The sequence below is a fragment of the Streptomyces sp. NPDC020780 genome (assembly GCF_044334475.1).
In the GTDB taxonomy this organism is placed as follows: domain Bacteria; phylum Actinomycetota; class Actinomycetes; order Streptomycetales; family Streptomycetaceae; genus Streptomyces.
Window position 1 is genome coordinate 224,039 of sequence record NZ_JBIRTB010000009.1, and the last position, 14,587, is coordinate 238,625.

Annotated in this window: 15 protein-coding genes; 11 read left to right on the top strand and 4 right to left on the bottom strand. The window is 72.5% G+C overall.

Annotated features, from left to right (window positions below):
* Positions 1–50 precede the first annotated feature (50 nt).
* The 6 genes from ACH4VO_RS19520 (at position 51) to ACH4VO_RS19545 (ending at position 5,252) form a co-directional block, all read left to right on the top strand.
* Positions 51–863 (top strand): metallophosphoesterase, encoded by an 813-nt coding sequence (locus ACH4VO_RS19520; RefSeq protein WP_360992748.1) that lies wholly within the window; start codon positions 51–53, stop codon positions 861–863.
* Between the two features lie 119 nt (positions 864–982).
* Positions 983–1,432, top strand: coding sequence for an SRPBCC family protein (locus tag ACH4VO_RS19525; RefSeq protein WP_360992745.1), 450 nt, complete (start codon positions 983–985; stop codon positions 1,430–1,432).
* A 4-nt stretch (positions 1,433–1,436) separates the two neighbouring features.
* A complete protein-coding gene (locus ACH4VO_RS19530; protein ID WP_360992742.1) occupies positions 1,437–2,618 on the top strand; it encodes an ArsA-related P-loop ATPase in 1,182 nt (393 codons plus the stop codon).
* Positions 2,619–2,698: 80 nt separating this feature from the next.
* Entirely contained in the window at positions 2,699–3,178 is a 480-nt protein-coding gene (locus ACH4VO_RS19535; RefSeq protein WP_360992739.1) for a DUF5304 domain-containing protein, read from the top strand.
* 297 nt (positions 3,179–3,475) lie between these two features.
* Positions 3,476–4,417 (top strand): ROK family glucokinase, encoded by a 942-nt coding sequence (locus ACH4VO_RS19540; RefSeq protein WP_360992736.1) that lies wholly within the window; start codon positions 3,476–3,478, stop codon positions 4,415–4,417.
* A 73-nt stretch (positions 4,418–4,490) separates the two neighbouring features.
* Positions 4,491–5,252: an endonuclease/exonuclease/phosphatase family protein gene (locus tag ACH4VO_RS19545; RefSeq protein WP_360992732.1), complete on the top strand. Its 762-nt coding sequence runs from the start codon at positions 4,491–4,493 to the stop codon at positions 5,250–5,252.
* A gap of 95 nt (positions 5,253–5,347) precedes the next feature.
* On the opposite strand, the gene ACH4VO_RS19550 is transcribed toward ACH4VO_RS19545, so the two are convergent.
* Both ACH4VO_RS19550 and ACH4VO_RS19555 read right to left on the bottom strand, forming a co-directional pair.
* Complete coding sequence (locus ACH4VO_RS19550; protein ID WP_360992729.1) at positions 5,348–6,010, bottom strand: hypothetical protein; 663 nt, start codon at positions 6,008–6,010, stop codon at positions 5,348–5,350.
* Positions 6,003–6,782, bottom strand: coding sequence for an alpha/beta fold hydrolase (locus ACH4VO_RS19555; RefSeq protein ID WP_360992726.1), 780 nt, complete (start codon positions 6,780–6,782; stop codon positions 6,003–6,005). Before ACH4VO_RS19555 ends, ACH4VO_RS19550 begins: the two co-directional genes overlap by 8 nt.
* Positions 6,783–6,987: 205 nt before the next feature.
* On the opposite strand from ACH4VO_RS19555, the gene ACH4VO_RS19560 reads away from it, so the two are divergent.
* From ACH4VO_RS19560 to ACH4VO_RS19575, 4 genes are all read left to right on the top strand, one after another.
* Positions 6,988–7,707, top strand: a complete 720-nt coding sequence (locus ACH4VO_RS19560) for a lysophospholipid acyltransferase family protein (protein WP_360992723.1) — start codon at positions 6,988–6,990, stop codon at positions 7,705–7,707.
* Between the two features lie 77 nt (positions 7,708–7,784).
* The gene (gene macS, locus ACH4VO_RS19565; RefSeq protein WP_360992720.1) at positions 7,785–9,023 is read left to right on the top strand and encodes a MacS family sensor histidine kinase; all 1,239 of its coding nucleotides are present in this window, start codon (positions 7,785–7,787) and stop codon (positions 9,021–9,023) included.
* Positions 9,020–9,727: a response regulator transcription factor gene (locus ACH4VO_RS19570; RefSeq protein WP_360992717.1), complete on the top strand. Its 708-nt coding sequence runs from the start codon at positions 9,020–9,022 to the stop codon at positions 9,725–9,727. The genes macS and ACH4VO_RS19570 overlap by 4 nt, the downstream gene beginning before the upstream one ends.
* Before the next feature lie 162 nt (positions 9,728–9,889).
* Positions 9,890–10,897, top strand: a complete 1,008-nt coding sequence (locus tag ACH4VO_RS19575) for a 2-hydroxyacid dehydrogenase (protein WP_360992714.1) — start codon at positions 9,890–9,892, stop codon at positions 10,895–10,897.
* A 72-nt stretch (positions 10,898–10,969) separates the two neighbouring features.
* Here the strand turns inward: ACH4VO_RS19575 and ACH4VO_RS19580 are convergent, their stop codons facing one another.
* The gene (locus ACH4VO_RS19580) at positions 10,970–12,856 is read right to left on the bottom strand and encodes an anthranilate synthase family protein (protein ID WP_360992711.1); all 1,887 of its coding nucleotides are present in this window, start codon (positions 12,854–12,856) and stop codon (positions 10,970–10,972) included.
* Positions 12,857–12,953: 97 nt separating this feature from the next.
* The gene (locus tag ACH4VO_RS19585; RefSeq protein WP_079159714.1) at positions 12,954–13,010 is read right to left on the bottom strand and encodes a trp operon leader peptide; all 57 of its coding nucleotides are present in this window, start codon (positions 13,008–13,010) and stop codon (positions 12,954–12,956) included.
* A 99-nt stretch (positions 13,011–13,109) separates the two neighbouring features.
* On the opposite strand from ACH4VO_RS19585, the gene ACH4VO_RS19590 reads away from it, so the two are divergent.
* Complete coding sequence (locus tag ACH4VO_RS19590; RefSeq protein ID WP_398441039.1) at positions 13,110–14,462, top strand: class II 3-deoxy-7-phosphoheptulonate synthase; 1,353 nt, start codon at positions 13,110–13,112, stop codon at positions 14,460–14,462.
* Positions 14,463–14,587: the final 125 nt, after the last annotated feature.

A 14,587-nucleotide genomic window follows, 5' to 3' on the forward strand; every position in this document is an offset into this window, starting at 1 on the left:
GTCCGGCGGCCCCTACCCACCGGGAGCCGCCTGGATCTAGGCTGAGCGCCATGCCAGGCACCGGACCGGACAGCCGCACGACCACCTCCCCCACCCGTAGGACGCGTGTGCACGTGGTCAGCGACGTGCACGGGAACACCCGGGCGCTGGCCCGCGCCGGCGACGGTGCGGACGCCCTGATCTGCCTGGGCGACCTGGTGCTCTTCCTCGACTACGCCGACCACTCGCGCGGCATCTTCCCCGACCTGTTCGGGGTGGAGAACGCGGACCGCATCGTGGCCCTGCGCACCGCCCGCCGCTTCGAGGAGGCGCGTGACTTCGGCCGCGCCCTGTGGGCGGGCATGGACCGCGACACCGTGATCCTCGAAGGCGTCCGCAAGCAGTACGCCGAGATGTTCGCCGCCCTGCCCGACCCCACCTACGCCACCTACGGCAACGTCGACGTGCCCGCGCTCTGGCCCGAGTACGCGGGGCCCGGCACCACCGTGCTCGACGGGGAGCGGGTGGAGATCGGCGGGCGCGTCTTCGGGTTCGTCGGCGGTGGCCTCAGGACCCCGATGAACACCCCGTACGAGATCGGCGACGAGGAGTACGCGGCGAAGGTGGAGGCGCTCGGGCCCGTCGACGTCCTGTGCTCGCACATTCCGCCCGAGGTGCCGGAGTTGACGTACGACACCGTGGCCCGCCGCTTCGAGCGGGGCAGCCGCGCGCTGCTGGACGCCATCCACCGCACCCGTCCCCGGTATGCGCTTTTCGGCCATGTCCACCAGCCGCTGGTCCGGCGGATGCGGATCGGCGTCACCGAGTGCGTGAACGTCGGCCACTTCGCCTCGACCGGGCGGCCCTGGGCGCTGGAGTGGTGAGCGGCCCGGTACCGGGCGGACGCCGGGGCGTGGCCGGACCGCCGCCGGGCACGCGATAACCTGCACACGGCAGGCCTCTGCCGAACGCGACCGGTACACCGCACTGGAGGGCCACGGCGATGGCTGAACACACCAGCTCGAGCATCACGATCGAGGCGGCACCGGCCGACGTCATGGGAGTGATCGCCGACTTCGCCCGCTACCCGGAATGGACCGGCGAGGTGAAGGAGGCCGAGATCCTCGCCACCGACGACCGGGGCCGCGCCGAGCAGGTCCGGCTCGTGCTGGACGCCGGCGCCATCAAGGACGACCACGTCCTCTCCTACACCTGGAACGGCGAGTACGAGGTCAGCTGGACCCTCGTCAAGTCCCAGATGCTGCGTGCCCTCGACGGGAGTTACGCCCTGGCGCCCCTCGGCGTCGGCGACCGCACCGAGGTCACCTACCGTCTCGCCGTGGACGTCAAGATCCCGCTGCTCGGCATGATCAAGCGCAAGGCCGAGAAGGTCATCATCGACCGCGCCCTGGCCGGACTGAAGAAGCGCGTCGAATCCGTCCCGAAGGCCTGACCGCGTGCGTACGGTCCTGGTCACCGGACTCGGCGGCGCGGGCCGTACCACCGTCGCGGCGGCAACCGCCCTGGCCTCGGCCCGAACCGGCCGGCGCACGCTCCTCGTCTCCGCCGACGCCGTTCCCGGCTTCCCGGCGGGCCCCGGCCCCGCAGAGGTCACGGAGCGGCTCGACTTCGCCCGTACCGACTCCGCCGGGCACTTCCGGGACGAGTTCCTCGCCCTCCAGGACCGGGCCTCCGGCGTACTCGACCTGCTGGGCGCCAACCGGCTGGACGGCGAGGAACTCACCGAACTGCCCGGCAGCGACCGGCTCGCCGTCCTGCACGCCCTGCGCCGGGCCGCCGAGGGCGACTGGTCGCAGCGCGGCTACGAGACGCTCGTCGTCGACCTCCCCCCGCTGAACGAGGCCCTCGCCCTCCTCGCCCTGCCCGGCCAGCTGCGCCGCTACCTGCGCCGCCTGCTGCCCCGGGAACGCCAGGCGGCCCGCGCGCTGCGGCCACTGCTCGCGCAGTTCGCCGGGGTCCCCATGCCCGCCCAGTGGCTGTACGACGCCGCCGCCCGGAAGGACGCCGAACTGGCCGCGGTCGAGTCCCTGATCGGCGACACCGCGACGACCGTGCGGCTGGTCGCCGAACCGGGGCCCGCCGCCGGGGACGCCCTGCGCGCCGCCCGTACGGGACTCGCGCTGTACGGCCTGCGTGTCGACGCGGTCGTGGCCAACCGGGTGCTGCCCGGGCACTCGTCCGACCCCTGGTTCGCCGGTCTCGCCGCCCAGCAGGGCAAGTGCCTGGACCACTGGCGCCAGGAGTGGGCGCCCGGAACCCCCGTACACGAAGCCGGCCACCTCGGACGCGACCCGCGGACCCTGGACGAGCTCGCCCTGCCGGACGGCGTCCGGCCGCCCGACGACCGGGAACCGGGACACGCAGACGGCCCCTGGTGGACGGAGGACGACGGCGACGGTGTCCTCCTGTGGTGCCTGCCGCTGCCCGGAGCCGTCAAGGAGGACCTGCGGCTCGTCCGGCGCGGCGACGAACTGCTCATCGGGGCAGGCCCGTTCCACCGGACCGTGCGCCTGGAGTCGGCGCTGCGCCGCTGCACCGTCTCCGGCGCCGCCCTGGCCGACGGGGTCCTTCGCGTCCGCTTCACGCCTGACCCGGAGCTCTGGCCGCGTTCACGATGAACGGCCTGCCACCGTTCGGGTAACGTCGGTGGTACGTGGCCCGCACGGTCACGCCGGCAACCGCGTCGCAGGAGTCCGCCATGAGTGAAGCCACCGATCGTCCCGCCGACGACGACGCGTGGGCGGAGGCCTGCGCCGAGGACCTGGAGGCCGAGAAGGCCCGCCGGCGGGCCCCCTACGGACAGCCGCCGGGAACCGCCGCCGAGGAACTCCGCAAACTGATCGACGCGGTGGCCGAAAAGGTCTCCTCGCTGCAGACCCCGCTGCTCGGCATGGCCGCCCAGGGCACCGTCCAGCAGGTGATCCGCCACGCCAGGTCGGCGGTCGAGCCCGTCATCGAGCGCAACCCCGACGTCTTCGACCACCTCGCCGCCGCGGGCAACGAGATCCTGGCCGCCTACCGCTCCGCCGTCGAAGGCCAGGAAAGCCGCTGGACCAAGGGGACCGAGGGCGCCTCAGGCACCACAACCGCCTCCGGACCCGCGAAGAAGCCGGCCGAAGACCGCCCCGACCCGCGCGACGAGGGCCCCGGCGGCAGCGAACACATCGACCTGGACTGAGGGCTCTCCCGTAACCCCTGGCGGGCGCCCGACGACAGCTGCGGCGCCTCGCCGTGTCGTCGGAACTCCCGAACACCTCCGGTACACATCCGGTTGCGGACGGCCCTCCACCGCATCTGACGCCGCGCGCCGATCCACCAGGGATCCGGGGACAGTCCTCCGGGCGGAACACGCCCTACCGCGGCTGCCGCCACCTCCTGCCCGGTCCGCGACGGGCGGCCCGGCGGTCAGGGAAGTACCCGTCCCCGGCTCGGGTACGGTTGGCCGTAGCGGGGCTCGACCGAAACTGAGGGATTCATGGGACTCACCATCGGCGTCGATATCGGCGGCACGAAGATCGCGGCTGGAGTGGTCGACGAAGAGGGCCGGATCCTCTCGACGTTCAAGGTACCGACTCCGCCGACGGCCGAGGGCATCGTCGACGCGATCTGCGCAGCCGTGGCCGGAGCGAGCGAGGGTCATGACGTCGAGGCCGTCGGCATCGGCGCGGCCGGATACGTCGACGACAAGCGCGCCACCGTGCTGTTCGCCCCGAACATCAACTGGCGGCACGAACCGCTCAAGGACAAGGTCGAACAGCGCGTCGGCCTGCCGGTCGTCGTCGAGAACGACGCCAACGCGGCGGCCTGGGGCGAATACCGCTTCGGTGCCGGCCAGGGCCACGACGACGTCATCTGCATCACGCTCGGCACCGGCCTGGGCGGCGGCATCATCATCGGCAACAAGCTGCGCCGTGGACGCTTCGGCGTCGCGGCCGAGTTCGGGCACATCCGTGTCGTCCCGGACGGGCTGCTGTGCGGCTGCGGCAGCCAGGGCTGCTGGGAGCAGTACGCGTCCGGGCGCGCGCTCGTCCGGTACGCCAAGCAGCGCGCCAACGCCACCCCGGAGAACGCCACGATCCTGCTGGCGCTCGGCGACGGCACGGTGGACGGCATCGAGGGCAAGCACATCAGTGAGGCCGCCCGGCAGGGCTGCCCGGTGGCCGTCGACTCGTTCCGCGAACTGGCCCGCTGGGCCGGAGCCGGGCTGGCGGACCTCGCCTCGCTCTTCGACCCGTCGGCCTTCATCGTCGGCGGCGGGGTCTCGGACGAGGGCGAGCTGGTCCTCGACCCGATCCGCAAGTCCTTCCGGCGCTGGCTGATCGGCGGCGAGTGGCGCCCGCACGCGCAGGTCCTCGCGGCCCAACTTGGCGGTAAGGCCGGTCTGGTCGGCGCGGCGGACCTGGCCCGCCAGGGCTGACGGCACCCGCGGTACGCCGGACGCCCGTCGCGCCCTCCGGGGAGCGGCGGGCGTCCGTCGTATCGTGCCTCCCATGGTCACGACGCCGATGCCCCTGCCCGACTCCCGTACCGAGCCGGACGGTTCGGCCGTCGTCCGGGTGCTCAGCTACAACGTCCGCTCCCTGCGTGACGACACGCAGGCACTGGCCCGGGTCATCCGGGCCTGCGCACCCGACCTGGTGTGCGTGCAGGAGGCCCCGCGCTTCTTCCGCTGGCGCAAGGCGGCGGCCCGGCTCGCCGCCATGACCGACCTGGTGGTCCTCGGCGGCGGCGCCACGGCGGCGGGGCCGCTGCTTCTCTGCTCGCTGCGCGCCTCGGTGGAGCGCACCGAGGACGTCCTGCTGCCGCGCACCCCGGGGCTGCACCGCCGGGGGCTGGCCACGGCCGTCGTCCGGATCGCGGGGACCCGGCTCGGGGTGGTGAGCTGCCACCTGAGCCTGCAGGGCGAGGAACGGGACTCCCAGGCGGGGCTGGTGCTGGACCGCCTCGACGCGATGGGCGTTCCGCACGCCGTCGTGGCGGGCGACCTCAACGACGTACCGCAGGGGCGGGCGTTCCGGCGGCTGGCCGGGCGGCTCCAGGACTGCTGGGCCGTGCGCCCGTGGGGCGGCGAGCACACCTTCCCGCCCGACGCGCCGCGCAAGCGCATCGACGCGGTGTTCGCGACGGGCGGGATCGAGGTGCTCGGCTGCGGTGTCCCGGCGGACCTGCCGGGCATCACCGGGGCGGACCTGCGCGCGGCCACCGACCACCTGCCCGTGCTGGCCGCGCTCAGGGTGCCCGCCGGGCCCTGAGGACCGACCGGGGCGCGGGGCCCGGCCATCCTTCGTCGGGAGGCCCTGCACCGGGCGTCGCCCCGGGGTCGGACGACCGCGCCGCGCCCCAGGGGTCAGACGACCGCGCCGCGCCCCGGGTCGTCGCTCTCCTCGTCGTCGTCGGGCATGCGGGCCACCAGCGTGGCGAAGCCGCCCAGGAAGCCGCCGATGCAGAGCGTGGTGAGCCACCACGTCATCTCCCACTGGAGCAGCACCGCGACGAGCATCAGCACCGGGCCGCCGACGACCGCGAGCCAGGCGAACTTCGCCGTCGCATCGGCCTCCGGGAGCGGCGGCGGCTCCGGGGGGACGAAGTGCCCCTCCCCGCCGTCGTCCGGATCGCCGCCGTCGCCGGGCTCCGCCACCTCGTAGTCGCGCGGACCGGCGACCCCGGGAGCGAAGACGACGGAACTGCCGAGCGGCTTCCTCTCCGGCGGGCCGCCGGGCGCCTTCTTGTCCGCTCCCTTGTCCGCGTCGTCCCCGGCGCCGGGCTCCGGGCCCGGCAGGGTGTTGAGCTGGTCGTCCTCCAGCAGGGCCAGGTCCTCGATCGACTTGAACGGCTTGGCGCCCGGCGGGTCGGGCGGCTCCTCGCCGTATCCCGCGACGATCGCCTCCCAGGCCGCCGCCTCGTCGAGCGGGCGGGCCTCCTCCGGGCCGCCGGGAACGCCCGTACCCTCCGTGGGGCGCGGTTCGCGCTCCTCGTCACTGCCCGCGCGCTCCGCGTCGTGCTCAGCCACCTGACGTGCTCCCCTTCTTGCCGACGCTGGGTGCGAGGCGTTCGACGAACCGACAGCTCTCGTCGAAGACACGCTCCGCGTCATGGTCCAACGTCGCCACGTGGTAGCTCTGTTCCAGCAGGATCTCCTGGACGTCCGTGGACGACACCCGGCTGAGGATGCGGGCCGAGTCGGCCGGCGGCACGACGTGGTCCTGCGGGCTGTGCAGCAGCAGGAGCGGCTGGGTGACCTGGGGCAACTCGGCGTCCACCAGCCGGAAGAAGTTGCGCACCGAGTGCGCGGCGTGCAGCGGCACCCGGTCGTAGCCGATCTCCTCGGAGCCTTCGAGCGCGATGTCGCTCGTCAGCCCCTTCGTCGTCCGTACGACATGCCGGGCGACCGGCAGGGCGTACGCCGACAGGCCGTGGACCTTGTTCGCCGGGTTCACCAGCACCAGGCCCGAGATCACGTCCCCGTGCTTGGCCGCGAGGCGCAGCGAGAGCGCGCCGCCCATGGAGAGGCCGAAGACGAAGACCTGCCGGCACCGGTCCCGCAGCGAGCGCAGCTCCCGGTCGACCTCCGCGTACCAGTCCTGCCAGCCCGTGACCGCCATGTCCTGCCAGCGTGTGCCGTGCCCCGGCAGCAGCGGGAGCGACACGGTCAGCCCGCGCTCGGCCATGCGGTCCGCCCAGGGGCGCAGCGACTGCGGTGAACCCGTGAATCCGTGACAGAGGAGGACGCCGACCTCTCCGCCCTCGTGGCGGAACGGCTCGGCTCCAGGAAGGACCGGCACCGGGGTCTCCTGTTCATGAGCGGGGCGGGGGCGTGCGGGGGGAGTGCGAAAGGACTACTTCACCGTACGCGACCGGACCGACACCGACCAGGGCCGTCACCGTGCGGACGGCGGCCGCCCGCGGGGTCCCGGTCCGGCGGCGGGCGGGAGCGGCTGCGGCCGTACGGGTTAAGGTCTCATCCACGGCACACAGGAGGCACCCGAGTTGATCTACGGCGCAATGAAGTTCTCCATCGGCGGGTCCCTCAAACTGGCCTTCCGGCCGTGGGTGGAGGGCCTGGAGAACGTCCCCGCACACGGGCCGGCGATCCTCGCGAGCAACCATCTGTCGTTCTCGGACTCCTTCTTCCTGCCGGCCGTCCTGGACCGCAAGGTGACCTTCATCGCCAAGGCCGAGTACTTCACGGCGCCCGGTGTGAAGGGCAAGCTGACCGCCGCCTTCTTCAAGGGCGTCGGCCAGCTCCCGGTCGACCGCTCAGGTGCCCGCGGCGCCGGTGAGGCGGCGATCAAGGCGGGTATCCAGGTCATCGAGAGCGGTGGCCTCTTCGGTATCTACCCGGAGGGCACCCGCTCGCCCGACGGACGGCTCTACCGGGGCAAGCCCGGCGGTCTCGCCCGGGTGGCCCTCGCCACCGGCGCCCCCGTCATCCCCGTCGCGATGATCGACACGGAGAAGATCCAGCCGCCCGGCCAGGTCGTGCCCCGGCTCATGCGCCCCGGCATCAGGATCGGCAGGCCGCTGGACTTCACCCGCTACCAGGGCATGGAGGGCGACCGCTTCATCCTGCGCTCGCTGACCGACGAGGTCATGTACGAGATCATGAAGCTGTCCGGCCAGGAGTACGTGGACATCTACGCCACCGCGGCCAAGCGGCGGATCGCCGAAGAGGCGAAGACCAAGGGAACGCACGGGCCGGGTGCCTGACGGCGCCGCCCACCGTCCGGGCCGTCCACACGGCCAGGAGAGCACAGGACAGGACAGGAAACGGGGGAGGGACGACCATGGCCGGGCGCGAGCGGGTCGTACGCATGTCGGTCGAGCAGCCGCTCTGGCGCGCCCTGACCGCCTACCGTGTACTGACCCTGGTCTATGCGGTACTGCTCGCCTTCTTCGGGCGGGGGGATTACGAACGGCCGTGGGTGGCCGCCGCCTTCCTCGCCGCCCTGGGCCTGTGGACCCTCCTCACCCTCTCCAGGGTGGCGGGCGCCGCCGCCTGCACCAAGCGGTTCCTCGGCATCGACCTCGCCGTCGCCCTGACCGGCATCCTGCTGACCCCCCTCGCCGACGCGGACGCCCGGCTCGAGGACGGATCGACGCTTCCGTCGATCTGGACCGCCGGGGCGGTCCTCGCCTTCGCGCTCAAGGGCGGCTGGCGCTGGGCCGCCTTCGCGTCCACCCTGGTGGCCGCCGCCAACATCGTCGAACGCGGCGAGCCCAGCCGGGACACCGTCCACAACGTGCTGCTGGTCTGGGTGGCCTCCATCGCGATCGGATACGTCGTCGAGGTCGCCCGTGCCAGTGAACGCACCCTGGCCCGCGCCCTGGAGATCGAGGCCGCGACCCGCGAACGGGAACGGCTCGCCCGCGACATCCACGACAGCGTCCTGCAGGTCCTCGCGATGGTCCAGCGCCGTGGAACGGCACTGGGCGGTGAGGCGGCGGAGCTGGGCCGGATGGCGGGGGAGCAGGAGGTCGCCCTGCGCACCCTGGTCACCAGCGGCCTGGTCCCCACGAGCAGGGTTTCGGAGGACAGTGCCGAGGGCGCGGTGGTCCGCACCGTGGACACCGCATCCGGCGACGCGGACTCCGGACCGTCCGTACTCGACCTGCGCGCCCTGCTCGCCCCGCACGCGGGGTCCCGGACCAGCTTCGCCGAACCCGGCGCCCCGGTCCTGCTCGCGCCCGGCACGGCGCGCGAGCTGGCCGCGGCGGTGGGGGCCGCCCTGGACAACGTCAGGGCCCACGCGGGTCCCGGCGCACAGGCCTGGATCCTGGTCGAGGACGAGCCGGACGAGGTGATCGTCACGGTCCGAGACGACGGGCCCGGTATCCCGGCGGGCCGTCTCGACCAGGCGGAGGGCGAGGGCCGGCTCGGTATTGCCCAGTCCATCCGCGGACGGCTGCGCGATCTGGGCGGCACGGCAGAGCTGATCTCGGTACCCGGTCAGGGCACCGAGGTCGAGTTGAAGGTTCCGAAAGACACGAAGGCTTCACGGGGGAAGGCGGGATCGTCCCGATGAGTACACCGAACACCCAGGCGTCCGGGACCCGGGAACCGGGCGACAGGCCCGTCAGGGTCATGGTCGTCGACGACCACCCCATGTGGCGCGACGCCGTGGCGCGTGACCTGGCCGAGTCCGGGTTCGACGTGGTCGCGACCGCCGGGGACGGCCCGCAGGCCGTGCGCCGGGCCAGGGCGGCCGGACCCGACGTCCTCGTGCTCGACCTCAACCTGCCCGGCATGCCCGGCGCCCAGGTGTGCAAGGAGCTCGTCGGCTCGCATCCCGGCCTGCGCGTCCTGGTGCTCTCCGCCAGCGGTGAGCACGCCGACGTGCTGGAGGCCGTGAAGTCCGGCGCCACCGGTTACCTGCTCAAGTCGGCCAGCACCCAGGAGCTGACCGACGCCGTGCGCGCCACCGCGGCCGGCGACCCCGTCTTCACCCCCGGGCTCGCCGGACTGGTCCTGGGCGAGTACCGCAGGCTCGCCACCGACCCCGCCCCGGCCGCCTCCGACGAACCGAAGGCCCCTCAGCTCACCGACCGCGAGACCGAGGTGCTGCGGCTGGTCGCCAAGGGGCTCTCGTACAAGCAGATCGCCGAGCGCCTGGTCATCTCCCACCGCACCGTGCAGAACCATGTCCAGAACACCCTGGGCAAACTCCAGCTGCACAACAGGGTGGAGCTCGTGCGGTACGTGATCGAGACGGGCCTCGACGACGCCTGACGGCCTCAACGGCGTGCTCCGTAAGGAACATCGGGGGCGCGGCCGGTCCCGGGCCGCGCCCCGAGCGGGCCCCGCCGGGCGGCACGCCGGAGCTGAGGGGGGCTCAGCCGGCGTGCGGGCCGTATATTCGCCGAAGCCCGTACCCACGACCCGGGAGTCACCGTGGAAATCCTGGCCTTCGGCGTGCAGTCCGACGAGAAGCCGCTCATCGAGAAGGCCTTCGCGGGCAAGCACGACGTCCGGTGTCTGGACGTCTTCCTCACCGAGGACACCGCCCCGATCGCCGCGGGTTACGAGATCATCTCCACCAGCGTCAACGCGGATCTCGGCGCCTCGGTCCTGCAGACCCTCGCGAAGGGCGGCACGCAGATGATCGCCCAGCGCTCCACGGGCTTCAACAACATCGACCTCGAGGTGGCCGAACGCCTCGCCCTGCGGGTCGCCCGGGTCTCCGCCTACTCGCCGTACTCGGTCGCCGAATTCGCCTGGACCCTCGCGATGGCCGTCAACCGCCGCGTCGTGCGCGCGGTGAGCCGCACCCGCGACTTCGACTTCCGGCTCGACGGGCTCCTCGGGCGGGACATGCACGGCCGCACCGCGGGCGTGCTGGGCACCGGCAGGATCGGGGAGGCGTTCACCCGGATCGCCCACGGCTACGGCATGAACCTGCTGGGCTGGGACGTCGTGAAGAACCCCGCCTGCACGGCGCTCGGGATGACGTACGTCGACAAGGAGCGGCTCTTCGCGGAGGCCGACCTGATCAGCCTCCACGTACCGCTGATGCCCGCCACCCAGCACATCGTCGGCAAGGACGCCCTGGCCGTCATGAAGGACGACGCGATCCTCGTCAACTCCAGCCGCGGCGGGCTGATCGATACCACCGCGCTCGTCGCGGAACTGCGCGCCGGCCGCTTCACCGGCGTCGGTCTCGACGTCTACGAGGCGGAGGCGGGGCTCTTCTACGTCGACAAGTCCCTGGAGGGCATCGACGACGACACCCTGGCCCGGCTCGTCACCTTCCCGAACGTCATCGTCACCTCCCACCAGGCCTACTACACGGCCGAGGCGGTGAGCCAGATCATCGAGGCGACCGTACAGAACGTCATGGACCACCTGGCCGGGCGGACCGGCCCCAACGTCCTCGTCCCCCGGCCCGCCCCCGCCGCCTGACGGAGCGCACCGGCCCGTACGGCCCGCCCCCTGCGGGGCCGGCGGCACCGGTCCCCTCCTGCCCCGCTCCCCTCAGCGCGGCACGGGCAGCGCCGCCAGAAGCTCGCTGACGATCGTGGAGCCGCGCAGGGTCAGCACCGACTCCGGATGGAACTGCACCGAGGCGAAACCCTCCCCCCGCAGCGCGTGGAGTTCGCCGGAGGCGGCGTCCCGGCTCGTCTCGATGCCGTGCGCACCGAGTTCCGCGGCGGCCGCGTCGTCGCAATGTGCCGTGAAGCTGTTGTAGAAGCCGACGGTCTCCGGCCGGCCGAACAGCTCGATCCGCGTCTGCGCACCCTGGTACGGCACGGCCTTGCGCACGATCTCCAGGCCCAGTTCCGCCGCGATGAGCTCGTGCCCCAGGCAGACGCCCAGCAGCCCGTGGCGGTGATCCCGCACCAGCTCGGCCGCCAGCCCCCGCAGCAGCCGCATCCTGGGATCCGCCGTGTCCCCGGGATCTCCGGGACCCGGGCCCAGCACGACCGGGCCCCGGTGCGCCCGTACGGCCTCGGGCAGGCCCGGCTCGTCGTACCGGCGCACCGAGACCGTGAGTCCCGAGGAGCGCAGCAGATGCGCCAGCATCGCCGTGAAGGTGTCCTCGCCGTCCACGACCAGCGCGTGGCCCGACAGGTCATGGGCGCGCTCCTGCATCCGCAGCCAGAAGGGCGCGAGCCCGCCGCGGCGGTCCTCCAGCGCCGCCTGCACCCGCGGATCGGAGGCCAGGCCCGGACGGCTCGCCTCCGCCCCGGGCCGGCCGGGCCGGACGCCCAGGGCCGCGAGCACCCCGGCGGCCTTCGCGTGCGTCTCGGCGACCTCGCCCGCCGGGTCGGAGTGGCGTACGAGCGTCGCCCCGACCGGTACGCGCAGCCGGCCGTCGGCCGAGATGTCGGCGGTGCGGATCAGGATCGGCGAGTCCAGTGTCTGCGCCCCGCCCGGCTCCTGGCGCAGGAGGGCGAGGGCGCCCGCGTAGTAACCGCGGCCGCCGGCCTCGTACCGTTCGATCACCCGGCAGGCGTTCTGCACGGGCGAGCCGGTGACCGTCGCCGCGAACATGGTCTCCTTGAGGACCTCGCGCACGTCCAAGGATGAGCGGCCCCGCAACTCGTACTCGGTGTGGGCGAGATGTGCCATCTCCTTGAGCCGCGGGCCGACCACGACCCCGCCCATGTCGCCCACGGTGCACATCATCTTCAGTTCCTCGTCGACCACCATGGAGAGCTCCTCGGTCTCCTTGCGGTCGCCGAGGAAGCCGAGCAGGCTCTCGGCGGTCGGCCCCTGCGGGGGGTAGCGGTACGTCCCGCTGATCGGGTTCATGACGACCGTGCCGCCCGACATCCGGACGTGCACCTCGGGGCTGGCGCCGACCAGCGTGCGGTCCCCGGTGTGGACGACGAAGGTCCAGTACGCGCCGCGCTCACCGGCCAGCAGCCGGCGGAACAGCGCCAGGGCGTCGGCCCGGCCGAAACCGGGGACCGTGCCCCCGAAGGTCCGCCGGATGACGAAGTTGGCCCCCTCGCCCTGCCCGATCTCGTCCGCGATCACCCGCCCGACGATGTCCGCGTACTCCTCGTCGCCGACGTCGAAGGCACCGCCCTCCACCCGTACGGCATGGTCGGGCAGCCGCGCGAGCACCTCGTCCAGCGGCAGTTCGTAGGACTCGTCCGCGACCAGCACCGCCAGCGGGGTGCCGTCGTCGCGTACGTCGAAACCGCGCTCGGCGATCTGCCGGAACGGCACCAGGGCCAGCGAGGGGCGCTCGCCCACGGGGAGCTGGGAGAGCCGGTCCACCTCGCGCACGGGGCCGATCAGTACCTCGACGAGGTCGTGGTCCCGGCCGGGCGTGCGCCGGCGCAGCAGTGCGAAGGGCGGGCTGTCGTCCCGCAGCAGTCCGCGCAGGAGATCGGTGACGGGGTCGGGCATCGGGGTTCCTTCCGGACGGAGGAACGGCTCCCGGCTCGCGAACGCGAAGAAGGCCGCCCCTCGGGCGGCCTTCGCGAAGTCTGTACGCGCGTCTGGGTCAGCGGGCCGCCGGATGTGCGGTCCACCACCAGTTCTGGATCGTCTGCGCGAACATGCTCCGCACCCTAGCCGACGGAGGCGGTACGGACGAGCAGTCGTCTCAACTGTTGAGCGGACGGCTGGACGGGCTCGCCGACCCCGTAATGTTGGGGAGGTGACCGTGAACGCCAATACCTTCGTCGCCGGTGGCAACACCTGGCGAGACCTTCCCGCGGCGCAGCAGCCCGAGTACCCCGATGCCGAGGCCCTGCGCGACGCACTCGCGGACCTCGCGTCGTATCCGCCGCTCGTCTTCGCCGGTGAGTGCGACCAGCTGCGTGCCCGCCTGGGAGCCGTCGCCGAGGGCGAGGCGTTCCTGCTGCAGGGCGGTGACTGCGCCGAGGCGTTCGACGCCGTGTCGGCCGAGCAGATCCGGGCGAAGCTGAAGACGCTGCTCCAGATGAGCGCCGTCCTGACCTACGCGGCCTCGGTACCGGTCGTCAAGATCGGCCGGATCGCGGGCCAGTACTCCAAGCCGCGCTCCAAGCCGACCGAGACCCGCGACGGCGTGACCCTGCCGACCTACCGCGGCGACTCGGTCAACGGCTTCGAGTTCACCGAGGCGGCCCGCATCCCGGACCCCGAGCGGCTGAAGCGGATGTACCACGCCTCCGCCTCCACGCTGAACCTGGTCCGCGCCTTCACCACCGGTGGCTACGCCGACCTGCGCCAGGTCCACGCCTGGAACCAGGACTTCGTGAAGTCCTCTCCCTCCGGCCAGCGGTACGAGGCCCTGGCCCGCGAGATCGACAACGCGCTCAACTTCATGAAGGCGTGCGGCACGGACCCGGCCGAGTTCAAGGCCGTCGAGTTCTACGCCTCGCACGAGGCCCTGCTGCTGGACTACGAGTCGTCGCTCACCCGCACCGACTCGCGTACCGGCCGGCTGTACGACACCTCGGCCCACATGGTCTGGGTCGGTGAGCGCACCCGCCAGATGGACGGTGCCCACATCGAGTTCGCCTCCAGGATCAGCAACCCCATCGGCATCAAGCTCGGCCCGACGACCACCGTCGACGAGGCGCTCGGTTACATCGACCGCCTCGACCCCGAGCGCGAGCCGGGCCGGCTCACCTTCATCGTCCGGATGGGCGCCGACAAGGTCCGCGACAAGCTCCCCGAGCTGGTCGAGAAGGTCACCGCCTCGGGCGCGAAGGTGGTCTGGGTGACCGACCCGATGCACGGCAACACCTTCGAGGCCGCGTCCGGCCACAAGACGCGCCGCTTCGACGACGTCCTGGACGAGGTCAAGGGCTTCTTCGAGGTGCACAAGGCCCTCGGGACGCACCCGGGTGGCATCCACGTCGAGCTGACCGGTGACGACGTCACCGAATGCGTCGGCGGCGGCCACGAGATCTTCGTGGACGACCTGCACCAGCGCTACGAGACGGCGTGCGACCCGCGTCTCAACCGCAGCCAGTCCCTCGACCTGGCCTTCCTCGTCGCCGAGATGTACCGCGACCAGTAGGGATCGCCCGTTGCGACGTCTGTGGGGCACGGATCCATGTGATCCGTGCCCCACAGGCCTGTCGGGGGTTTTCCGCCCCGGACCGGGCGGGTAAGGTTAGGTTTGCCTCACCGAGTAGTCGGGGC